Raw genomic sequence first — 23736 nt, 5'->3', positions numbered from 1 at the left:
TCGCCTACTTACATTCAGTTTCCGCCCACCAGCACTAAAAGCTGACTCTTTTCCAGGGTCAGCTTACCTTTTTAATATTTATAGTCTCTTAGCCAGTGCCAATACCCCGCACAGTTGTCTCACTAAAATGAAGTAGGCCTCCCGGGCGACTGGAGTAAGAATTCCAGGATTACCTTCCATCGTATGCATATACGCTTTGTGCAACTTCTTTGTGCTTGGGACGACATCAACGATGGTGCCTAACTCAATATTCCATAGTGCCACCCCTGTACAAAGAGCTGCCTTGCCAGGTGGCTGTTGTCTGCGATTTCGGACCGCTTTTTTTTATCCTGATCTTGTTGTGTCCTCTACTTTACCCGTTCCGACGCAGCCATGTTTCAATGGGTTTATCTTGTTCCTCGTGAGCTGTGGAGAGCGTCCAAGAACATTGTGATATCACCACACCTTACTTTGTACCCGATGCAGATATAATCGTGGCGAAAAGACAGCTGTGGCCCGTGGCTTCCGTCTAAGATTACTGGTTCCTCAGCACGCGGATCAAAAAATCGTGTCCCTTTCAACCCCAACCTTTTACGGCGAACTGTTGGAAAGCCGGGCTTCAAATCTATCTCTATGATAAAGGGTTATTGCACGCGAAAGTAATGATCATCGATGGGGTGATTCCTGATGTTGGCGTCGCGTACTGTTGGGATTGATAACGCAGGAAGAGCCGAACCCAGGTTTCATGGAACATTCAAAATAAACCTGAAGCCATTCGTAAACTGATCAAAAAAGTTAGTCCCACACATCAGCGAGGGTGATGGTGCTCTCGATTATCTTTCAAATCGCATCAACTTGTTTTCGGTACGCTTTTAATCCACGCAAGGCATTCTCGGTTCTTTTGGATTTGGCGGTTAAGCTTATTGCTCTTGCTATAAATCTGACTCTACTTTCAAATTCAAATATTCAGCTCATAAAACCCCATTTTTGGTTTTGGAGTAAAATTAATCTTAATCATCTCATCCTGTTTATCAACATGCCCTAAATGGGGTGGGATTGATGCTTTTGATGGTAATCCTCTTTAAAACCGATGATTTACATATGCGGATAACGAAGTGTTCCTCCAGAATACGGACCGTGATTTTTAAAGTAAAATCACAATTTGATAATGGCTGCTTTGTATGCTCTTTTTCCATATGAGGAAAACCCCTTCTTTAATGAAGAGGCTTTTCTTTCATATATGTTTTAAAAGTCTTTTTAACTTTAGGAACAACGTAATGGCTACCCCCTTTATCCTGTACATCCTCAATCATCATAGAAATCAGCAGGTTCGGCTGTTTTTGGTTGAAAGCTACAAACCAGCCGTTTTCTTTCCCTTTCTCACCTACTTTTGATTTTAACTCAGCTGTTCCGGTTTTACCCGCAAGCTTGATTCCTTTTAGAGGGGGATTATATCCCGTTCCCCTTTTGTCCTCTACCACTTTTACGAGAGAGCTGCGAATCCGCGTAGCGGTCTCTGGTGAAACAACATTTTCCTTCCATATCTTTGGCTTCGGATTTTCCTCTTTCACCAATTTAGGCGCAATTAAGTCCCCGTTATTGATAAATGGAGTATAAGAGAGCCCGAGGTGAAGAATGTTCATTTCAACTCGACCCTGTCCATAACCAGTATCGGCAAGCATTCCTTCTGAATCGATATCCTCTTTTGTCAACGAAGAGTTCTCGAAATCCAAATCAAACGGCATATTCTCATTAAAACCAAATTTCTCAGCTCCTTTTACCATCTTTTCTTTTCCAATTGCGAGAGCTGCCTGAGCAAAGTAAATATTATCAGAATAAATCAGTGCTTTTTCCAAATTCACATTTACAGAAGGAACTTCAGTAACCCTCGTAACAAACTTCTTGTCCCATGATTTATCTTTTTGCCACTTTTTCCCTGAAATCGCTACTTCCTTATTTGGGTTAAGCTTATTCGTCTCTAGTCCAATTGCGGCGGTAATCGGTTTAAATGTGGAACCCGGAGCGAATGTATAGGCAAAACGGTTTAACAGCGGCTGTTTCGGGTTCTTTTCCAATTGTTGATAACGTGAACCGAGTATTCCTAAAGCAAAATCATTCGGATCGAACCCTGGGCTATTTACCAGTGCCAAAACCTCACCGGTTACTGGATTTATTGCCGAAGCTGTACCAACATCTTTGTTCATTTGGTTATAAAGATTCCTTTGCAGGTACATATCAATATTTAGTTTGACGGGTTTACCGTCAATGGCTTCTTTCTTCGCGACTGCTCTTTTTTCATTTTCTCCCTCATCTACAATCCGGATGAGTCCTCCATTTTTCCCACGAAGCTGCTTTTCATAAAATTTCTCGAGACCTCTTCGCCCGATAACATCGGTAGATTGATAGCCTTCTGATTTGAGTTTTTCCAGTTCTTCCGCCTTAATTGGCTGCACAAAACCTGTTAAATGTGATGCAGCTTCTTTGTATGGATACACCCTAGTTTCAATCGACTGGCTACTAATACCTTTAATCTTTAAGATTTTTTTAAGCCGGGGATCATCTTCCGCAATCGTTTTGATAGGAACGAAATACCCTGGTTTTACCCATGAAGAATTTAATGCGTTATCGATGACCTCTTTGTTGATACCAAGTGCTTTTGCGAGCTGCTGTTTGCTGTCATCGCCATTCCCAGGAAGCTCTTGCGGGACAATACCGATCTGTTCGGCCATGCCATTTACGGCAAGCCCATTTCCATTCCGGTCGAGGATCTCCCCCCGTTTTGCCTTATTGGTTTGAACTCTAACCTTATCCCCCTTTTCCATACCGGGGAAAATTTGCGAGTAATCCCACTTTACAAACCATTTTTTCTTGTCGTCCTTTTCCTGCTCCGCCATTTTTATTTTATGTTTGTATTGAATAGGACCCGCCAACGTATCCATTTTTACTTTGTATGTATACGTCACGTTCCCATTCATGTCTGGATCCGGTTCTTCTTTTGGAATAACCGGTGTTATAGAAATATTTTGTGCATTGATTCCGTCATAAATCGCGGAATATTTTTTCGCGAATTCATCTTTTGTCATTTCCTTTTTGCTTTTATCGGAAAGCATGGAGTACATTTTATCAAACTTCATAGATTGCCAGTTTTTCATATATTCTTTTATTGTAGGATCTGGCTTAGGTCCATCCGAACATCCTGCAACCAGGATAAAAAGTAAGGCTATAAAAAGAATTGAAATTTTATGTTTCAATCCGTTCCCCTCCTGACTTTGTCTCTCTCTTTCCTTATTTTAATCCATTTTAAAAAAATAACCGAAGTGATAACGCTCATCCTGGCATTCCATTTTTATTTTTAGTTTTCGGTTCTTAAGCAACATTTGGGGTTTTCGGCCGATTTTATGCAACCGCATCACAGGTCCATATTCGATAAATGGATCCCTGTGAGCTTACGTGAAATAGGTTCGGCCCCTTTGGTTTATTAGTTTCAGTAATTCCACAAGTTGAATTCCATACAAAAATAAGTTGTGATAAACAGAAATTTAACCCATGGTAATAATTAGAACTCAATGGGCTTTGTCTGTCGTCTGTCAATTATGTCTTACTATTTGGGTGTTTTTATCCAACCCCTAGAAAAGGTCCATTTTGAAAAATACCCCTAGATGCGAAGAGAGTGCAACCTTACTCTAGAAAAGCGCCCTATTATGATGCAGCACAACTGGTGTTTTAAACAAATTTATTTTAATCCCATCCTAAAATCAGAATGGGATTATATGTTTTTTAAATAACTTTATCGTCACTAACTTACTTACCTATGGTTGACTTTAAGGGTACCGATTACTTCCTTTGTTGCCTGTGCAATAAGCTTGTCGTTAAAATCAGCGTCCTTTTTATCACGGCTAGAAAGTATTGCAAGAACAATAGGATTTCCTTTCGGTGGCCAAATAATAGCAATGTCATTTCGCGTTCCATATGATCCTGCTCCACTTTTATCTGCAACTTCCCAACTTTTCGGTACTCCCGCACGAATTAATGTATCTCCAGTGGTGTTTCTCTTAAGCCATTGTGTTAAAATTGTACGTTTTTCCGTTGGGAGTGCGTCTCCAATTGCGAAAGCCCGGAGGCTGGTAGCAAGTGCCCTCGGTGTGCTAGTATCATGTTTTTCTCCTGGTTGAACTTCGTTTAACTCTGGCTCAAATCGCTCAGGATTGGTAACATTATCACCAATCTCCCTGAGTGATTTCTTAAGGCCACTTGGCCCACCCAGCTGCTTAAGTATGAGGTTCTCCGCAGTATTGTCACTGTATCGAATAGAAGCATCGCAAAGCTCTTTAAGAGTCATTCCTGTATCAACATGCTTCTCTGTGATCGGATTAAAATTTACAAGATCATCACGGGTATAGGTAATTCTTTGGTTAAGGTCTTCTATTGACTTTTGTTGTAAGAGTGCCCCTACAGCTAAAGCTTTATGGGTAGATGCATATGCAAAACGCTCATCTGACCGATAAGTTACTGTTTTGTTTGTACCAGTGTCCAGTGCGAAGACGCCAAGTCTAGCATCAAATTTTTTCTCAAGTTTGGCAAAATCATCTGTAATTGAAGTTTTTTGATTTTTTTGTTTAGATTGAGCAGAATGGCTGTTATCCTCTGAACAACCTACAAGCATTAAACATGAGAGAAGTAGTACAGGTACAATTTTTTTAAATTTAAAAGTAGTAAAAATGGTGTTACATGATTTCATTAAAATCTAACCCCTTTCTAAAACATTTTATAAAACATCAGCAACAGAAGGCCTCGATACAACACGATATAACATTCACTTATCTTTACACCCTTTTTTGATTACACTTGTAATATAATACTACATTTGTAATCCAGTGATGTCAATTTTTAAATTTAGAAAAGATAGGGAGACTTTAATAAAGTTGTTGTCTGTTTAAGCCAGGAAAAGCCTTGCTACCCCTTTGCTATAATGTTCACAAGGATTAGTAAATTGATAAACTACCAATGAAATGCTAAAATTAGGCACTACAATTAGATTTTTTTTTGAGAAGATATCAACGAATTTTGTCAGAACTAAGTAAAAATGCTGAGGAATGGAGACGAGCACATGTTCTTAACTCATTTTGTAATTAGTCTTATGGTGTCTTCATTTACCATTGCAGTTATTATGCTGATTAAGAAAGTGTTCCAAAAGCAATTATCAGCTAAATGGCAATATAATCTATGGTTTTTATTGATGATTGCATTGACACTTCCTTATATACCGAATCAATTAATTAATTTCGGAAATCGTTTTATCTCGCTGAATGTTAATCAAAGCAATGGAATAAGCCCTTCCACTACCCATACTGGAGATGATGTGGTTAGTAACGGAAATTGGATGCATGACTTTACGGTATCTGTAAGTCGTCCCAATCTGGAATTCCTGAATATAATTTTCTCCGGCATATGGATTGCAGGGATGTTAGTATTGGCTGTTATGACAATTCATGCTTGGTTAAAGGTAACGAGCATAAAAGGCACTACAACTGAACTAAAAAATAAAGACGTTCTCATCTTATTTGATCAGTGTAAGCAGCAATTAAATATATCAAGACAGTTTACTGTAGGTGAATCACCGCTTGTCACATCTCCGATGACGTTTGGTCTTTTTAAAACGTATGTTGTGTTACCGGCTCATTTTGGCAAATGGCTTTCTATGGAAGATATTAAACACATTTTTTTACATGAATTGAATCATTATAAATATAAAGATATTGCGACGAATTACTTGATCATTATTTATCAAATTTTATACTGGTTTAATCCGCTTGTTTGGTTTGCTTTTAGGGAAATGAGGTTGGATCGTGAAATAGCCTGTGATATTGCTGTTTTAAACTTTTTAGATAAGGACTGCTATGCAAAATACGGAAATACGATTATTCATTTTGTGGAAAGAGCCTCTCATCCAATGAAATTGCCTTTGACAAATCAGTTAAACGGCTCCAAGGAGCAAATAAAAAAACGTATTGAAAAGATTGCATCCTTTGCAAATGAGTCAAAACTGTTGAAACTGAAGAGTATAGCTATCTTTTTGCTTGTGGGAGTATTTGTTGCAAGTCAAATTCCAATCGTTTCTGCAATGGCCGATGATAATGATCGTTACAATTTTAATAGTGACCGGACAGTTTATGAAGATCTAAGCGAATATTTTTCCGGATATGAGGGGAGCTTTGTATTATATGATATGCAAGCTGATCAATATAGTATTTATAATGAGAATAAAAGTACATTGAGAGTTTCCCCGAATTCTACTTACAAGATTTATAGCGCGTTGTTAGGGTTGGAGTCAAATGTCATAACCAGTGAAAATTCATCAATTAAATGGAATGGAATAAAGTACCCTTATGATTCTTGGAATATGGATCAGAATTTGTCTACAGCAATGACAAATTCAGTAACCTGGTACTTTCAGGAATTGGATAAAAAAAATAAACTGGGTAACATTCAAGCTTATCTAAAAGAAATAGGCTATGGTAATTACGATGTTTCTGGTGGAATCGAACAATATTGGTTAGAGTCTTCATTAAAGATATCTCCGGTAGAGCAGGTACAATTACTAAAAGCTTTTTATACAAACCAATTTGGATTTAAGGAGAAAAATGTCCAAACCGTTAAAGATACGCTCAAATTAGATGAAAAAAATAGTGCATGGTTGTCAGGGAAAACTGGTACAGGTAATGTAAATGGCAAAAATATAAACGGTTGGTTTATTGGGTATGTAGAGACCACGGAAGACACTTATTTCTTTGCAACTAACCTACAAAATGAAGATAATGCCTACGGAAGTAAGGCGGCAGAAATAACGTTATCTATTTTGAGAGATAAAGGCATATATTAAGTATTTGCTGTGGAAAAAACCGAACAATTGAGGTTGACATCTCTAAGAAGGAGGAGGATAAGAGTGTCTAAAAAAGTACCCAGTATTTCTCAAGCAGAATGGGAAGTCATGAACGTTCTTTGGGAAAAGCCCCCGCAAACGGCTAACGAAGTCTATTTCTCATTGGAGGGGCGAACGGATTGGAAGCTGAAAACAGTACGCTCTCTTTTGGATCGTCTAGTCCAAAAAAAGGTGGTCGGTGTAAATAAAAATCAGAGGGTCTATACTTTTTTTCCCCTTTACTCGCAGGATGAATATCAGCGCGCTGAGACACAGTCTTTTATAAAGAGAATTTACGGTGGGACGCTGAAGTCGATGCTGGTTCAGTTCATCCAAGAGGAGTCCTTATCTGAAGAGGATATTAAAGAATTACGCTCTCTTTTGGATGGAAAGACTAAAAAAACCTCAGGAGAGAAACAGTAAATCAAATGGAGTTAGTGACAGTCAGTGATGATAACGTTCCATCCATTAACCATTAATGAATGATTGATATTGCGTTTGTCTAATCGTAAATTGAAGGTGGCTAGTAATTTTTTATAACTTTGATCAGATGATAACGGATCAATTTATTAGAGTACAACTTTTGAAAAAAGGAGCATCTACCTAACTACCAGATGCTCCTTTTTGATGTGTTTCTTCCTATTATGCATGCCTTTATCCGTTCTGGTACAGCGATATTCCAATGAACGTCGAAGATAGTCTGCAAGTCGCCTGTTGCTTCTCCTATAATTTGCAACTGAATGTCCGTCCAAAGTCCTACGTCTGGCTTTAATGATCCCGATTATTCCAATTGGACAAAATCCAGGGAAAGCTTAAAGGAAATATCGTCCGACATTCTATCCCTGCAAAGGTCAATCTAAACAATTCCTAGTATTCCAAACGTATACTTGCACATAGTTTGTACATGTTAAGGAAAAAACTAAGGAGGAATTTTAGTTGGAGTGGATTTTTTTCTATACCTGTTAAATACGTTCTTTATCTACTTCATAGCAATTTAGGAAGTTCGTCGGCAAGCCAAAGCTTTGTATTGGATAGTAATCGTCCTTGTTTTGCCTGTCATTGGTTTCTTACTATATCTTAGCATATCAAATCCCAAGCTATTCATCGTAAATCTGGAATATTTCATCTATCGGAACGACCAAATTGGTAATGGCATCACAGAACTGCTGTTCGAAAAGGCAGTAAATGGAGTGCGGATTCGTTTTATTAGAGATAGTTGGGGCAGTAAAAAATTCCCGCGTCAAAAAATTCTTCAGATGGTGGACCATGATACACCTCAAATAATTTTGTAATTAGTTTGTTTTGTCACAGGTATGTTGGAGATGTATCGAAAAACAAAAAAGGAGGTTCGTCTTACATTTCTTCCATTTAAACCTAAATTCTTACATTATTCTGCTGTAGCTGACTAAGTATATTCGATGTTAAAAAGACTCCAACAGGGGGCAAGGTACCACTAATTACGGGATTTCCGGTAAGAGCTCTATTGGTTGTAGCAATCCATGTTCCGTATTCGCCTGCTTGTAAAGAAGGAGGTTTCATAATAAGCCTCCCATTTAAAATAAAATGTCGAATTCTAATCTGGGGCTCATCAAATATGGCTAAGTTTCCAGAAAATGTGGCATAAGGTGAATCAAATCTTATTTGTTTGGTGTTTTTATCCCAATGTCCATTAATCGGAATATGTGTACCACGAAAATTAACCGTACCAATTACCCTGTTATCTGTCATAGAGTTAATGTTGAGTACGCCCCAAACGATTGGTCTACCAGCTATAGCAGCATGGATACCCCATACTGATGGGAATGGAATACTAACCATTGTTTGCTGTGCAGTTTGCAATACTAATCTCCCCCTAAATTTAAAGTTTATGTTCTGAAGAATAAAGGCTTAGATATCTTGTTTACTACCCTGGGACCAATCCAGTATATGCGCCACAAACTGAATATGTTAACTTTTAACGGTTAGAAGCTCATCCTTTCGTTGAAAAATGAAATAGTTGTTTAGAACAAAATATAATGTTACAAAAAATTCCTTTTTTCAACTATATGGCCGATCGTATTATGAGGTTAACCAGTTCTATCTGGTTATCCTATTTATAGGTTATTCTTTAGGTAGTCGGGGGAGGACGTTCTGGCCCGTGGGATCCAGTAATACTGTCCATCCCCCTACTTGTAGAAACATGTTTGAGGCTGGTTGGGACATGAACTCTTAAAAAAGATCCGTCAAAAAAGAGAGGATTCTTATCTCAGTGCCCCCACCGAAATTAAAACCCTCTCCTATCGAAACCATATCCCTTTGATACTTTCATAATTCGTCAAAAGATTACATATCCCCTTTGAAATTTTGTACCTGAACTAAGGCACTTGTTAGCCGGGTGGTCCTGTCAGGATGTAAATGATTTAGACAGGGTGATGGAGTCGCTTGTTAAGAATTTAAGCAGATCAAACAAAGGCAAAAGTTCCATAAAGTGAACTATCGGTTTTCAACAACAAAAAAGCCCCCATAAGTTAATGGGGGTGAAATATATGGGCCAGTACCATACATAGTATGGTTAATGCGAAAAGGCGCGCGCTCATCCTGTTTTTAATTAACGGGTTTTACGACCCATTTTTCAAATCATGATACTTGTCCCTTTCCAGATATAGTAACTTGAAAGGGGCAATATGATGTTACACAAAAGAAAAGAGTCACCGAGTAGCAGCCGTTACATCGGTTCTACTTGGGTTTTTCCAGTAAGGGCCGCAAATGATATGAGCCGAAAAATCCGTGACTGGAGAAACGATAGTAACGAGTCATCAAGCAGTAGTTCCAGCCGTCCCAGCGCTCCGAGCGTTCCCAGCGATCCAACCAGTTTCAATGATACTGTTCTTCCTAGTAGGACCAGTCTCCCAAAATACCATTGGAGATATGAATCGACAAATACGCCTGCACCCAGTTTTTGGCGAGACGAATCATCAAGCAGGTTTAATAGAAGAACCAATCCCTCCCTTAGTACAAGTAATAACAGGGAGGAAGAGTCATCTAGCAGCAGTTCAAGCAGCTCCAGCAGTTTCAGTAATGACAATACGATCATGGGAATAATGGATGTCATGGACATCTTACCTGAAATTCGACAGATGGAAAACAACGTAGATGTTACTCAAAACTGTAACTGTGACCAGCAAATGAATGAATCTCCTGTGATGAATGAAACAATGAACCAACCTTATGTGTTAACGGGAACCAGAATGCCAGTGTTCCGGTTTCGAGAATAATCAATGTATCGGAGATTGTTTCAATCATCCATCATATGTTTTGGAAGCGATGGAAACAGATGAAGACAACGATTGGAGGTCTTGTGGAACTCAAAGAGACTTTTTCGGCACTATGGCAGTCGATTTGGAACCGATGGACACCACGGACACGGACAATAATTGGAGGTCATCTGGACCCAGAGGAGAAGTTTTGGAAATGATGGACAATGACCCTGACAACTGGAGATCCAGTGGGCCTTATGGTGATGTTTACAGTCTGTGATATCAAGCAGGCTATGGGTGTGCGACCACCACTAATAACTAATGAATTTTGATGAGTGGTTGCTATAATTGGTGAGATTTTATGTAAAATGTTGTTGGAAAAATGCAAGGCCAACCTCCAATTGTCCAATCATTAACTGACCTTTTCACATATAGTAATTTAGGGGGCCAGCCCCCCTAGTCGCTGATTTTCTCATTTACCCAAAACCTTTGCTCTTATGCGAAGGTTTTTTTGTTTTCTTTCCAAAGTATGCTGACCCTGTTTTGATTAACCGAATAAACTTGTGCCAGGAAAATTACGACGAGCAAAGTTAAGATTTTTTCCCATAAAAAGCGACCCTATTATGGGATTCTATAAAAAACTATGGCCGCCGTTTCAATGCATAAACCATCTCCACCAGTTTAACAAGAAAAGCGATTCTTTTTAAGAATCGCGCTTGGTTATAAATTAATATTATACGTCTAATTTCTATATGATTACCGACGAACAAAAAGCAGAACATTTGAACTGTCAAAAACAATTCTAAAGTTCTGTCTTAAAAGACAACTTTCTGCATGTACTACATCTTCTCCCCTTCTTAGAAACTCTCTACAAGGGCCAGCACTACCGATAATGGCAAAATCGGTAATTTGAAACCTTCTAGATGTTGGAACTCTTTCAAACACAATAACGACAACATCCGTTGTTCCAGGTGGCAAATGGTTACCTCCTTATACCTTTTGATACTCTATAGGATGCGGAAATCTGAAGAACCGCAATGGACATACATGGAATTTTTCAATATTCCATAGTGATTTGTCCGATTGATGAAAAGGAGAACGGAATTTTATTCTATATAAAAAAACGCCATCAAGAAGTGACGTTTTTTAAACCTGTATTTGTGATTAGCTTTTACTCATCTATTTCCCTCCGGGTAGTTCCATAATCCTCAACATTGACTCCTCACTTTCGTATAAAATTGGTCAATATGCCAAAGCTATTGGTGTCCTTCAGCCATAGGACATTCCCTCGTTCAGATGTACTATTGGATTTTTCAACACTTTATTAACACATTTTACTTTATAACATCTGTTTTGTGCTGTATACAGGAGGGCTTCGTTGGCTTTTAATTTCTTCACAAAAGATAAAAAAGAAAATCCTTAATAAAAGAATCAACTAACTGGCCAATCATCTTCCCTTAGTACTCGCCAGGTTTAAATTTAGTGTCAGCCGATCAATCCATCGAATCTTTGCATAGGATACATGACTGATCGGCGGCTGGAACTATGGCAGTACACGGAAAAGTCAGTTAAGTATTCCGATTCTGAGCACATATACCTTTCCTCTATAAGGAACCGTTCCATCTTCGGCAGCCTAGCTCACTGCCCTTTCCATTCTCTCAATGAATTTCTTACGCTCAATCTGCTCGTTGGCATTATACCTAGCGATATCACCTGTCTGATCGCTGGTCTGATTAGTCGGCCAATGGTAACGGATCATTGCTGGCCGTGATCGTCGCTTCTCTTTCTTCAAACGGCACGTATTTATAGAGTTTCAAGGGCAGATTCAACGGCATGTTGTGTTGCAGCCACTCCTTCAAGATTAGGACCATTCTGTTTAGGCATTATCGGATACTTTTCCAGATTTTCTAGAGTGAGATTCATTTTGTTCATTTTGCTTCTCCTTCAGCATATTTTAAGACTGAATGAATACAATTAAACTACAGGGAATGGTTTCCTATGGCACATCTTCTCCTGATGAGACTTCTGCTCGTGGATCCCAGCCGCAGAGCAGAAGTCTTTTATACTTGATCTGTTTAGGCTTCCTTATCCTCCACATCATCCAGAGATAGCTGGTTAGGATCTAATTCTGCAATGCCATCACTTTCCTGGATAACCCATTGAATGTAATTCCTCTAGTAGTACCTCGCACTAGTTGGTTGTACCTTCCTTTAATCTTCTTAACAAGTAATCCTTGTATGAATCTAATATGGTTGTGTACACGTACCCTTTGAATTGTTGCTCTTAGGAAGCTCATTTTCCTTTAAATATTTCCGTATGGTTTTCGGGTCAAAGCCGGTTAACTCTGCTATTGCAGTCTATCATAAAAAATTCCCCATCCTTGATCATTATCCCTCTACACTCCCCGTTGTTTTTGAGATAATGATCCGTTATTATTGGGGAATTTTACACCGTTGTTTTCAGATTTAAGAAATTCGCCATAAACATCCATTATAGCAAATTGCTTTTTCACATCAACTATTCATTTATTCTGCAGCTGAGTTAAAAGAGTTACACTTAACAATAATTTATAGCAGTTTGATATTCATTCTTTATACTTCTTCAGTTCAAGTGGAACTTGCAGTAGGTCTTACAATAATTTCATTTACATCAACATCTTCTGGTTGCTCAATAGCAAATTTAATTGCTCTCGCAATTGCGTTCGGTGAAATTGAAATCTTTCGATACTCTTTCATCACCTCACGAGCATCATTATCAGATATGCGGTCTGCGAGTTCTGATTCTGTAACACCAGGTGAGATAACCGTAACACGGATATCATCTTCAACCTCCATTCGCAAGCCTTCAGATATGGCTCCCACTGCAAATTTAGTGGCACAATAAACAGCCGCAGTAGGTGATACCACATGCCCTCCAATTGAGGAAATATTAATAAACTGACCAAATCCTTGTTTTTTCATTATGGGAAGTCCCGCAGAGATACCGTGTAGAACGCCACGAATATTTACATCGATCATAAGATCCCACTCATTCACCTTTAAAGCTTCAAGTTTTGAGAGAGGCATCACTCCTGCGTTATTTACAATAACATCTACACGTCCATATGTGTTTTGAGCAAAGCTAATAAACGCATTCATTTCTTCTCTTTCAGTGACATCTAGGGAATAATGTTCCGCAATTCCTCCCCCTGAACGAATTTGGGAAACAATCTGCTCAAGTCGATCTGTGCGCCTAGCACCTAATACTATCTGGGCACCACTTTGAGCAAGTAATCGTGCAGTAGCTTCTCCGATACCACTACTTGCCCCTGTGATAGCGACAACTTTTCCTGATATAGTCAAGATATTTCTCCTCCTTAAATTGGAACAATATATAATGAATACTATTTTTCTTCTCGGTAAAGAATCATTCCGGCATGATAAAGGATACCCTCCCGAAAATCTCCATCAGCCGTGAAGCCTTTATCATCTATATAATCGATGTGATCCCCTGTTATAATATATTTTCCTTGATAAGCACTTTTCCTGTCACCACGAGCTTCATCGTAGCGGCCGTTAGGTAACAGTTCATGTCGGATGTATCCGTCCTGTGTTACCCACATACCAACATAAGGGTGTTTTTGACTGCTGGATTGACTAGTCATGTTTTGATCTCCTTTAATGTTATTGTTTGATTCATTTAGTTCTTGACTGATTGATGGATCTTTAGGATTCTGATCACAAGCCTCTAGAATAGAAATACAGATGAATAATAAAAATATTGAATTTCTTTTAGACAGCATTCACACGTCCTCATCATCTAAATATTAGATATGATCAGTGTTTCAATTCACCCTCCTAACTTGAAATTATTAAGTTCTCCATTTATTATCGAACAACAGGGGATATATGCGGTAATCTATTTCATTCGAATTCTTGCCTATTCCTCCATTATTAGATTAAATTGAGTAATATCGAGTTGGAGATAAATGATTCGCATTATAGCATTTATTGAAAGGGTGGATTATATGTTCCGAAAAACAGGCTTGGATAGGCAGGAAGATATGGAAAAGGAAAAAAGAAATGAATTAGTAAAACTCATTGAACGTTTAGCACCTGAGGACGGGGTTCACTCTACTAGCATTCCTTCTATGCATTTCATTCGTAGTTCTACAAAATCAGAACCAGTACATCTCATTCATGAGCCGGCGTTATGTATAGTAGCACAAGGTTCAAAATTGGTTTTTTTAGGGCAAGAAAATTATAGATATGATTCTTTTCACTATCTTGTTGTTTCTATCGATTTACCAATTTCTGGGCAAATCCTCGAAGCTACTTCCGAAACTCCCTACCTTTGCCTTCAATTGAACTTTGATTCAAAACTGGTTTTTGATATTCTTCGCGAGTCTGATAGTATGTCACTTGAAAATAAGAGGGAATCGGTTCGGGGCTTGTTTGTTAGTAAGACAAACATCGATTTACTTGATGCAGTTGTAAGACTAGTCCGTCTTTTAGATACTCCGCAGGATATTTCTGTTCTTGCACCCTTGGCCATTCGAGAAATTTTGTACCGTATTATGCAAGATACTAAGGGAGATTCTATCAAACAGATTTCTACCGCCGGTAGTCATGCTCAAAGGATTTCAACAGTGATACAGAAAATTAAGCGTGACTTTGTTCAGCCTATAAGCATAAAAGAGTTAGCACAGTCTGTAAACATGAGTTCTTCTTCATTACATCATCACTTTAAACAAGTAACAGGAATGAGTCCTTTGCAATTTCAAAAACAGTTAAGATTGCAAGAGGCCCATCGACTTATGCTTTCACAGTTAGCAGATGCTGCAAATGCAGGATTCCAAGTTGGTTATGAAAGCCCATCCCATTTCAGTCGCGAATACTCTCGGCTGTTCGGCCTCCCACCTCTAAGTCATATAAAAAGACTTAAAGAATCTTAACAAATAGGTAGTAATGGAAATTAGTACACCATCATTTTTAAGATCTCAGGTAACTGAGAAGTTAGATTTGTTATGTTCCTCTATATGCAAATTTTCACGGATCATTAAGATAATAGCAGTATGTTGTAGACGTCAAGTCGATTTTTACACTTTTTGCCCGTTTCCCTATTTTTTGAAGGAGTCAACATCACACCTACTCCAACATTCACTGCTTTAAGCACTTCTGTTAATCAAGTCTCGTTGCTATCTTCTGGCTACACTCAAAATGGAATTAAGATGGTGATGTTTGCTTCATTTGTTTCTAGTGGAAATATTACTATTAATTCACAAGCTACAACGGATACCCAAGTTAACTTAGTGGGTGGAGGAATAAATGGAAATATCATCATTAATGTTCAATCTGGTCATATTCCAATTGATCCTTTGAATTTAACCAGTTTTGCTATAACGGAAAATATTTTCAATCCTTTCCCTAATTCAGGAAGGTTAATTGTTAATGGAGTTAATAATGTAATTACAAGAGTCAGAGCGACAGTAGATTCGATACCTATTCGGTCTCGAGTAACTCTTGTAGGAACGAGTACAACACTAATTAGAGTTGATGATGCTTTCGGACTAGCTATACACCTACTGTTCCTGCGGATTATGACCCACCAATTCCGACGACTGTTCAAGAAGCTCTTGATCAATTAGCTGCACGTGTAGCTTTAGGAGGTTAAGAAGTAAACAATCCCCTAATTTAAATTTTAAACACCTGTAAAGGCCGTTTAAATTGTTTTACTTTTGTGAAATCGTACAACCAGGCATGTTAAACACGCAAAAAAATATGTATTGAGAAATGTTCGATTTATCCCTTGACGAAGTCGGGGGATAAATCAGGACATGTCATGATAAATCCAGATAAGATCAAAACCATCGCTGCATTCCCAAACACAAAAGATAGGGAACTACCTAGTTAAGGTATACAAGTCCTTATTATGTGAGATATTGAGATTAATGGGGAAATAGTGTAGATAGCGACCCATGTCGAGATGGGTCGCCTTTTCGCTTGTCTTTTGAGGAACTAAGGAAGACACTAGGACACCCTTCTAGTGCCTAAGAGTAGGTTGCCCCAACCGAAGAAAATGATGTAAACATTAAAACATATGGTTTAGCCGTTTCCGAACTACATCGTACACAGAGGGGCATTCATGAAAAGGAGTGACTGGAGGAGTATGCCTTATACGAAGGATCAAATTCTAGCTGAACTAACGTATGACCAGTTGATCGAGGTCGAAAAGATTATGCGGAAGTATCCAAAAGAAGTTCAGCCTAATGAACTTATGATTATCTTAAAAACAATACTATTGGAGAGTGAAGTTAAAGCCATCGAAAAAAAATTAAAAAGTAAACGGAAAAGGGTTTGAGCATTCGGGAAGTGGATATGACAATAAGGAAGATGACCCGTAACCAAAGTGAAAATAAAAAACCTGATCTCTGTAAGGGAGATCAGATTTTTTGTGTCTTTGAAGACTCACTACAAGAAGGTCGAATCTCCAAAAAGGAAAGAACTACCTTCAAGATAGTTCTTACTGAAGTACGCCTGTTCCCTGTTGTTTTTTACGCCTTCCGACGTTGTGTATACTGTGTCCTATTGTAGAAGATATGCATGCAACGGTAACAGACATTTGCAATTTATCCCTTGAGAGTCGGCCTTTACTGGGTGACTAAAGGGAGAAACAAAAAAGGGTCCTCTTGCTTGGTTACATAACAAGAGGACTAAGGTCAATAGTATTAGGGGATATCTCATGAACACTTTAACACAGTAGCTATAAAAATGAAGTGTAACCAATTGTCAAACCGCCCATAGGATAGAGAAACGCCGATAACTTGCGAATATCGAAGATCTGTCCTTTCCTCACAAACGTGCTTTTCCTTGTGTTCGCACACACAAAAACCCTGAATTTTGGCCTTTTTGGCCGAATTCAGGGTTTTGCTTGTTGGCTTGCTTCCGAGAACTGCGATTATGTAGACTAGCTTATTTGAAATTTTAGTTGTAGAAGGTATTCTTTGGCCATAATTGGAATAAATGATAATCAACTCCCGAAATAAAGTAATTGTACTGCACGGAACTCGCGTCGGTTGCGGATTGAAAACCATTAAGATGACGGCTCGCCCGAGTTAAACCGCCGAAGTGTAGGCCCGAGGTTCAGAGGTCCCAGGAAATTGTTATGTGGTAAATTTACATTTATTTAACACAAAAAAATTGGATATTTTTTTATCCTTTTGTTGATGTTAATGATTATTGGGATAACAATCAGTCTGCTTGGCCATTGTAGACCACCTCTGTGTTATCCCTTAGCTCTTTTAAAAAAAGTGATCTAGTTTTGAATCGAAATACGGAAAGGCTACCTATTTTTAGGCAGCCTGATCCATTTATGTTTTGTTTGAGAGAAGTAAAACTTATACATTATTACCTACAATTAACGAGATGCTCCACCAAAACCTCCGGAAAGTTGCGATTGTGCTTGAGCAACAAGACGTTTTGTTATCTCACCACCTACTGAACCGTTCGCACGAGAAGCTGTGTCAGCTCCAAGTTGCACACCAAATTCAGTTGCGATTTCATATTTCATTTGATCAAGTGCTTGTCGTGCACCTTGTACTAATACTTGATTACGATTACCACCACTACGATTTGCCATTATTTAGTCACCTCCTTTTTTACATAACATCTCAATTTAAACTATTTTTTATGCAATTATTTCTAAAATGGTTTCCTATTATTAACTGGGGTTAGGGTTTACATACAATTGTTCTTTTCACCTGGGGTTTTCTTGTTGTTCGCAAAGTCTTGTAAACCGGTATTAGCTGCATACCAGGCAGGAAAAATCAGACGACTCCGTATCCAGGAAAATACTACTGATTTTTTATTCCAAGAAAAAATACGGCTTGACAAGCTTTGAATACTCTTATTCAAAATGGATAGTATAAAAAATGGAACAGGCCAAGGTGAATCTGAGGAAGTAATAAAGGAAGGACTTTGAATTTAAAAAAATCAGTTTTATAGAGAGGAATATGAATGATGGCAAATAACTTATATCAAAGGGAAAACTTACGTCATCTTGCTAAGCTGGGCGAATTAGCTCCTGCCCAACAGCAAGCGTACGAAAATTTTAGTAGAACCGTAATGCAAGAAGGCGTTCTTACAAAAAAGGATAAAGAAATTATTGCTGTCGCTGTGGCGCACGCAACTGAGTGTCCTTATTGTATTGATGTGCATACCCGTAATGCTAAAAAATCGGGTGCATCCCTCGAAGAATTGGTAGAAGCAGTGTTTGTAACAGCTGCACTTGAAGCCGGAGGAGCAGTTACTCATAGCACTCATATGCAAAATGCCCTTGATCAAGATGCCAATGATACCCTCTATCGCCGATCCAATCTTAAAAAGTTAGCCAATTTGAATCAATTAATCCCTAATGGTTTTAGGGCATATTCCCGTTTCAACACTGAAGCAACCAAAGAAGGAAAATTAAATGCAAAGTTAAAAGAATTAATAGCAGTTTCAATAGCCCATACCACAGAATGCCCGTACTGCATTGACGTTCATACAAAATCTGCCCAACGAGCAGGATCAACAAAAGAAGAGCTATCAGAAGCTATTTTAGTTGCAGCTGCTCTGTTGGCAGGCGGTGCTTATGCCCATATGGCCAACCTGATTGAAAGCTACGGGGAATAATTAGAATCACTCAATAAAAAGGAGGCTTTTATATTATAATCTTTAACAAACTGGTTGTGGAAGCTTGATAGAGGCATCCAACATTACGGCTCCTAGGGATTACAGTATTTTTTCTTCCACTAAATAGAAATCATAAGCAACAATGATTTAGCCTCAAATGATGGAGCCATTTCTTTTAATGCATGTTCATCACCATCAAAGACCAACTTGTCTTTATAGCAAACGATGAAATGATAATAAGACCTTTTTTCCAGTTCTTCACCCCCTCCAGCCCCTAACTATTCGTCATCAGGAACCATAAATTCCTTTTGCATAAATCTTTTTTCTTATTAAGCCATTCACCCTGTTATAAATATTGCGGTTGATTTTCATCATTCTTCACCTCCCTCCACCAAAGTGGCAGAAGGCCAAGTGACATGCTCAGAGTCATCACAGTACGGAAGCTTTCACCAATTCTCCTTCCGACAAAGTATCCGCGAGAAAGTTCCTAAATCCTTGAATAAAGGTACGGATGATTCCGAATTACAATTATCTTTGTAAAAAAACATGGTTCTGCTTCGTTATTAAGGACCATACCGTTGCATCAATGCGGGTACAGTTCTTCATAAAAGAAAGTTAATCGGTGATTATAAAGGATAAAAAGCTCATATACAGGATAAATTATATTTCATGGAGGTGAAAAACATGGATAACCAACAACAGCAACAACAAGCTGCTCGTCAAAGACAGCAACAAGCTCAACAACAAGCTGGTCAATCTTACGGGACTGAATTTGGTAGCGAAACTAACGCTCAACAAGTTCGTCAGCAAAACCAACAGTCTCAACAACGTAACAGCCAACAAGGTCAACAGGGCCAACAACAGGCTGGTCAATCTTACGGGACTGAATTTGGTAGCGAAACGAATGTTCAACAAGTTCGTCAGCAAAACCAACAGTCTCAACAACGTAAGAGCCAACAAGGTCAACAGGGCCAACAAGGCCAACAACAATAACCTCTATACAAGAATGCTCCTTAATGACTAGGGGGCATTTTTGGTTGTTTATCCTTTGTTATCACGTTTTCTATTTGGTTTCTCGATCTCGGATTTCATTTTGATATAGAAAAGAAATTGAATTTTCTACAACTAAACGAACATTACCTCCTACTTTCAAACCGCATGATAACCCAACACAATCCCAATGATCTTCGATGTTCAGGAGCTGATTTCGGCCCACGATGTCTCACAGCTGCTATTCAGTAGCAATAAAACCAAAAGGGAAATCAAAATACCTTTTGATTGAATTTTCCTCATACGATCACCTATTCCTGAAATATGTTATGCAATGAAAAATTGGAAAATAATGACATAACCACTCTTTTCACTACTCTCCCGTTTACTGTTTGTTCATATTGTGGCTCTTCTTGTTCAATTTCTTGCAGACGCGGACTTAAAGAATCCACGATTGTCTGGGCTTGTTGGGCGCAGTCTTGAAACAATTGCTTTGCCTGCTGGTTTTCCGAATCAGAGCAAAAGTCTGAAGACTTGCCTGCGCACTTTTTAATCCTGCCAGGGTTGTTTTTAAATTGCTTAAAGGCAAACTTTTAAAAGTGCGTTCATATAAATACACTTATGTTTTTAAATACACAAGCATTTACATAAGTAAATATAAAAGATAATACACTTTGTCAAACTTTGAAAGATTTGGTCTTTATCAACAGATGATGGATGATAATTGATCGTTTAAGGAACAATCAATATAGACTGAAGTCGAGTGATAGAGTGAAAATGAAAACGCAGAAAAGTTTTAGGAAATTGGTTTTAATATAATGGTTTAATTGGAGAAGGTGACAGAATGATTAACTATTTAGGAACACCAAAAATAGAAACCGACAGATTAATCCTTAGAAGATTGGAGCCTACTGATGCACAAAGTATGTTTGACCATTGGCTTTCAGACGAACGGGTAACTGACAATCTAATTAAAGGAGCACACAAGACAGTTTCGGAAACGTTTGAGTGGGTGGATGGAATTGTGAGGGAGTATAGCAGTAAGGAATTTTGTGACTGGGGCATTGAAATAAAAACTACCGGTGAACTAATTGGAGAAATCGAATTATACAATTTTGACATTCCCACTGAAAACTGTGAAGTAGGTTATTCGCTTGGATGCAGATGGTGGCATCAGGGCTATGGGACTGAAGCGTTAAGAGCGGTTGTTGAATTTGGTTTTAGGTATATGAATATTCACAAAATATCCGCAGCACATAACATCGATAATGCAGCTTCTGGCAGAATTATGAGTAAAGTTGGGATGGCACAGGAAGGTATGATCAGGCATAAGATCCGCAATGCCAAGAATCAATACAAGGACTGTGGAGTTTATGGAATTCTCCAAGAAGATTATCTTAAAAATACTGTCAGTACCCAAACCTATATCCTTAATTTAGAATGATTAAATCCGGCAATCCAATATTAGTGGTCTAACGATGTTCCTCTGAAGTAGGTCTCTTTTCCAAGCCTTTAAAAAACCAAAGCTTAGATCGCCTTAGCTGAAGATCCATCTGCCAATTGTTCTCGTAGGTATGCCTGAAATCACTTGTTAAGAAACCTCGCTCCTTTGAACTGTCACCCGAATAATGGACACTTATGATGGAAACTTATAAAAAAGTCCCTTATTCGGCCGTTCCTACCATACGAATCCTGTATAATTCATTTACAATGTTCTCCAACAATTAATACGATTCCTATTGCTTTCCTTGTCTCCGTCCTTTGCAAAATCACCATATGAAACAAATGCCTTACAGAGCTCAACATACCTAACTTTAATGGGTTTTCCGCTTTCCGTTCTGAAAGGCACCTGCTCCTTTTGCCGACCAAAACATTTCACCTAACGCTGGTAAAGAAATGACACCAACAACTTGTTCTCCCCTATAGGTGAGTGCTATGGAAACCCCATACAACTCGAAGACCTACACTGTAGTTTACCGTGCCATCAATAGGATCGATAACTCATTCAAAGTCCTCTGTACCTTCTATCCCGCCCACTTCCTCACTGAAAATCTGATGATTAGGATATTTTCCCCGGATTCGGTCGATGATGAAACTTTCCGCTAAGACATCCACTTCTGTTACAAAGTCTGTTGCTGATTTCAAAGTCTGTTGACCGGCTTTTCCCGCTCGAAGAAGAATGAGTTGTCCTGCATCCTTAGCCAGTTGAATTGCGAATGATAAATATTCTTTATACATAACTGTCCCCTCCCTCTACAAACTAAAAACAGTCCGAACTAAAGCCTAAATGATTACTTTTCAGCCTTAACTAAAGTTCTTAATTCACCTATTTTCTCGACTTTATTAATAATTCATCCCCATCTTTCAAGAACATCTGAGGATCACGAGCCATTCCAACGCCAGTGGAGTTCCTGTAGCAATAACATCTCCAGGTTCAAAGTTATTGATTGTGAAAGATAAGAAAGGATATAAGGAACTTTGAAAATCAAATTCACTGTATTGGATCCTGTAATGTCTCACCATTAAGTTGTAATCAGTTTAGCGGATCAAATAGACTTCTCTCCGGATAACCCAACGTCCGAAGAAATCTCTGTATCCGTAACTATTAGTACCCACCATACCTAAGAAATTTATTAAAAAACTGAGGGAGTGCGAACATCTTCTTTCTGATACCAAGAAAGTCGGATGCTTGGTTTATTTTGCAAACATAAAGAATATCACGCTACTCCCGTATCACCGAAAAAATACTGAATATTACAACTACAGACCGTTATTTATCTCCCCCTGATACTTCATTCAACAGATTTTCTTCCGTTAGATTTCCTTGTACTTGTTTTTGTACTTGTTTCTTTGTGATTCTTTCAGATGCTATAGAAACAGTTATAAATGTTATAAGACTCACACCTATGACATAAACAGCAACTCCACATGGAGCTCCGTAAACAGGTAGTACACCAATTAGGGCAGTACAGGTACCCATAAAGGGTAACGCTTTTTACAAACGGTTTATAATTAGGGGTAAGCCACGAGAAAGGCTCGCTGAGCCGATTGTTCAAGCAGATTGAGAAACTGGATGTACTCGTCCTGGATGAATTGGGATATATTCCGCTTCATAAACAAGGAGCAGAACTCCTCTTTCAAGTCATCTCTATGTGTTTTCCATTAACCGCAATAAATACTCTTCGTGACTCTCTGCCTTAATCTCATGATAATGCTCCCGAGTCCAGCTTAACTTCAAGCGTTTAGCGCATTCTTGAATGTGTGGGTTCATCCTGCGTCATCGCCTGTTTCCATCAAATGATCATAATGGGATAGCCCTTAACGGCAGAATCATCACAACCAATCTTCAATTTGGGCAATGGAACCATGTGTTTGGCGATCCCATTTTAACAGAAGCTGTATTAGCTTAGAGTAAGGAAAAAGCTACTTTACTACCAAAAAATGTCTTAGCGTGGGTTTTACGTCATACACAAAGCACCTTCCCTTTAAGGTAAATAACGTCATGAAAAGGGAATTACTTTTAGGGATGGATTAAGGGAATAAAAATAACCTTTTTTTAATTATCAGATCGTTATTATTCATAACTTCCTAAAACGACCTTCACAAAACCTTCTATGTCACCTAGCCGGTAGAGTGTTTTGACCTATTTTACATTATATGGTAATAGTTACCACCTCACACTTATTAAATCCTCCTTGTTTAAGTAACTGATAAATTTCCATATACACTTGCCACTTATCCACCCTTCATTTCCCCCAATAAAATAACAAATAAGCGCCAAGGCATAAGCCATAAATTTATTCCCTCATAAAACTAGCATCCCGCAGAATACCAGTTTTGCGTTTATCCGTTCATAGCCTTTTTTCAACAGTGATCAACTTGTCCGTATCCACTTCTCTGCTATTAGCATTTAATAGAGTAGAAGGGAGGTGTTCTAAATGGGAAAAGAAAAAAAATCTGG

General features: G+C 38.5%; 19 protein-coding genes and 6 pseudogenes. 11 read left to right on the top strand and 14 right to left on the bottom strand.

The genetic code is table 11. The features are described 5' to 3' along the window. Positions 1-1193: 1193 nt before the first annotated feature. Together QYF49_RS20160 and bla are read right to left on the bottom strand one after the other, a co-directional pair. Positions 1194-3230, bottom strand: coding sequence for a penicillin-binding transpeptidase domain-containing protein (locus QYF49_RS20160; protein WP_290401398.1), 2037 nt, complete (start codon positions 3228-3230; stop codon positions 1194-1196). A gap of 554 nt (positions 3231-3784) precedes the next feature. Further along, positions 3785-4642 carry a class A beta-lactamase gene (bla, locus tag QYF49_RS20155; protein WP_425589617.1) on the bottom strand — a complete coding sequence of 286 codons (858 nt, stop codon included), beginning with the start codon at positions 4640-4642 and terminating at the stop codon, positions 3785-3787. A 444-nt stretch (positions 4643-5086) separates the two neighbouring features. On the opposite strand from bla, the gene QYF49_RS20150 reads away from it, so the two are divergent. Continuing rightward, entirely contained in the window at positions 5087-6859 is a 1773-nt protein-coding gene (locus tag QYF49_RS20150; RefSeq protein ID WP_290401396.1) for a BlaR1 family beta-lactam sensor/signal transducer, read from the top strand. 63 nt (positions 6860-6922) lie between these two features. Further along, a complete protein-coding gene (gene blaI / locus QYF49_RS20145; RefSeq protein ID WP_290401395.1) occupies positions 6923-7321 on the top strand; it encodes a penicillinase repressor BlaI in 399 nt (132 codons plus the stop codon). 226 nt (positions 7322-7547) lie between these two features. Here the strand turns inward: blaI and QYF49_RS25860 are convergent. After that, a pseudogene (locus QYF49_RS25860) lies at positions 7548-7744 on the bottom strand (phospholipase D-like domain-containing protein); the annotation flags it as partial. 176 nt (positions 7745-7920) lie between these two features. On the opposite strand from QYF49_RS25860, the pseudogene QYF49_RS25855 reads away from it, so the two are divergent. Then, a pseudogene (locus QYF49_RS25855) lies at positions 7921-8163 on the top strand (phospholipase D-like domain-containing protein); the annotation flags it as partial. A gap of 109 nt (positions 8164-8272) precedes the next feature. Here the strand turns inward: QYF49_RS25855 and QYF49_RS20140 are convergent. The 7 genes and pseudogenes from QYF49_RS20140 to QYF49_RS20110 all read right to left on the bottom strand — a co-directional run bounded on the left by QYF49_RS20140 (position 8273) and on the right by QYF49_RS20110 (position 13777). Beyond that, positions 8273-8737, bottom strand: coding sequence for a hypothetical protein (locus QYF49_RS20140; RefSeq protein ID WP_290401394.1), 465 nt, complete (start codon positions 8735-8737; stop codon positions 8273-8275). 865 nt (positions 8738-9602) lie between these two features. Continuing rightward, positions 9603-9989, bottom strand: a complete 387-nt coding sequence (locus QYF49_RS20135; protein WP_290401393.1) for a hypothetical protein — start codon at positions 9987-9989, stop codon at positions 9603-9605. 901 nt (positions 9990-10890) lie between these two features. Next, positions 10891-11112: a hypothetical protein gene (locus QYF49_RS20130; RefSeq protein WP_290401392.1), complete on the bottom strand. Its 222-nt coding sequence runs from the start codon at positions 11110-11112 to the stop codon at positions 10891-10893. Positions 11113-11937: 825 nt separating this feature from the next. Continuing rightward, the gene (locus QYF49_RS20125; protein ID WP_290401391.1) at positions 11938-12066 is read right to left on the bottom strand and encodes a hypothetical protein; all 129 of its coding nucleotides are present in this window, start codon (positions 12064-12066) and stop codon (positions 11938-11940) included. 261 nt (positions 12067-12327) lie between these two features. Beyond that, a pseudogene (locus QYF49_RS20120) lies at positions 12328-12522 on the bottom strand (IS21 family transposase); the annotation flags it as partial. 218 nt (positions 12523-12740) lie between these two features. Then, positions 12741-13478, bottom strand: a complete 738-nt coding sequence (locus QYF49_RS20115) for an SDR family oxidoreductase (protein ID WP_290401623.1) — start codon at positions 13476-13478, stop codon at positions 12741-12743. A gap of 38 nt (positions 13479-13516) precedes the next feature. Next, positions 13517-13777, bottom strand: coding sequence for an Atu4866 domain-containing protein (locus tag QYF49_RS20110; protein ID WP_290401622.1), 261 nt, complete (start codon positions 13775-13777; stop codon positions 13517-13519). A 363-nt stretch (positions 13778-14140) separates the two neighbouring features. Between QYF49_RS20110 and QYF49_RS20105 the strand changes: the two genes are divergently transcribed. The 3 genes and pseudogenes from QYF49_RS20105 to QYF49_RS20095 all read left to right on the top strand — a co-directional run bounded on the left by QYF49_RS20105 (position 14141) and on the right by QYF49_RS20095 (position 16473). Next, positions 14141-15067, top strand: a complete 927-nt coding sequence (locus QYF49_RS20105) for an AraC family transcriptional regulator (protein ID WP_425589616.1) — start codon at positions 14141-14143, stop codon at positions 15065-15067. A 165-nt stretch (positions 15068-15232) separates the two neighbouring features. Further along, a pseudogene (locus QYF49_RS20100) lies at positions 15233-15786 on the top strand (hypothetical protein); the annotation flags it as partial. A 471-nt stretch (positions 15787-16257) separates the two neighbouring features. After that, positions 16258-16473, top strand: a complete 216-nt coding sequence (locus tag QYF49_RS20095) for a hypothetical protein (RefSeq protein ID WP_290401390.1) — start codon at positions 16258-16260, stop codon at positions 16471-16473. A 1056-nt stretch (positions 16474-17529) separates the two neighbouring features. Here QYF49_RS20095 and QYF49_RS20090 read toward each other — a convergent pair. Next, entirely contained in the window at positions 17530-17751 is a 222-nt protein-coding gene (locus QYF49_RS20090) for an alpha/beta-type small acid-soluble spore protein (protein ID WP_290399192.1), read from the bottom strand. 377 nt (positions 17752-18128) lie between these two features. On the opposite strand from QYF49_RS20090, the gene QYF49_RS20085 reads away from it, so the two are divergent. Both QYF49_RS20085 and QYF49_RS20080 read left to right on the top strand, forming a co-directional pair. Next, entirely contained in the window at positions 18129-18785 is a 657-nt protein-coding gene (locus tag QYF49_RS20085; RefSeq protein ID WP_290399191.1) for a carboxymuconolactone decarboxylase family protein, read from the top strand. A 684-nt stretch (positions 18786-19469) separates the two neighbouring features. Then, complete coding sequence (locus QYF49_RS20080; protein ID WP_290401389.1) at positions 19470-19778, top strand: gamma-type small acid-soluble spore protein; 309 nt, start codon at positions 19470-19472, stop codon at positions 19776-19778. A 389-nt stretch (positions 19779-20167) separates the two neighbouring features. Here QYF49_RS20080 and QYF49_RS20075 read toward each other — a convergent pair. Continuing rightward, positions 20168-20364, bottom strand: a pseudogene (locus tag QYF49_RS20075) (DUF1657 domain-containing protein); the annotation flags it as partial. A 255-nt stretch (positions 20365-20619) separates the two neighbouring features. Here QYF49_RS20075 and QYF49_RS20070 point away from each other — a divergent pair. Then, entirely contained in the window at positions 20620-21219 is a 600-nt protein-coding gene (locus tag QYF49_RS20070; RefSeq protein WP_290401388.1) for a GNAT family N-acetyltransferase, read from the top strand. A gap of 370 nt (positions 21220-21589) precedes the next feature. On the opposite strand, the gene QYF49_RS25850 is transcribed toward QYF49_RS20070, so the two are convergent. Together QYF49_RS25850 and QYF49_RS20065 are read right to left on the bottom strand one after the other, a co-directional pair. Then, positions 21590-21727 carry an inositol monophosphatase family protein gene (locus QYF49_RS25850; protein WP_354005859.1) on the bottom strand — a complete coding sequence of 46 codons (138 nt, stop codon included), beginning with the start codon at positions 21725-21727 and terminating at the stop codon, positions 21590-21592. A gap of 49 nt (positions 21728-21776) precedes the next feature. Further along, positions 21777-22013: an inositol monophosphatase family protein gene (locus tag QYF49_RS20065; protein WP_290401387.1), complete on the bottom strand. Its 237-nt coding sequence runs from the start codon at positions 22011-22013 to the stop codon at positions 21777-21779. A 783-nt stretch (positions 22014-22796) separates the two neighbouring features. On the opposite strand from QYF49_RS20065, the pseudogene QYF49_RS20060 reads away from it, so the two are divergent. Together QYF49_RS20060 and QYF49_RS26020 are read left to right on the top strand one after the other, a co-directional pair. Beyond that, a pseudogene (locus tag QYF49_RS20060) lies at positions 22797-22934 on the top strand (ATP-binding protein); the annotation flags it as partial. Between the two features lie 98 nt (positions 22935-23032). Further along, complete coding sequence (locus QYF49_RS26020) at positions 23033-23185, top strand: ATP-binding protein (RefSeq protein WP_425589613.1); 153 nt, start codon at positions 23033-23035, stop codon at positions 23183-23185. Positions 23186-23736: the final 551 nt, after the last annotated feature.

This window comes from Fictibacillus terranigra (assembly GCF_030412265.1).
Classification (GTDB): domain Bacteria; phylum Bacillota; class Bacilli; order Bacillales; family Fictibacillaceae; genus Fictibacillus_C; species Fictibacillus_C terrinigri.
Note: the sequence above shows the minus strand (reverse complement) of the source record. Positions and strands in the feature narration are given on the sequence as shown.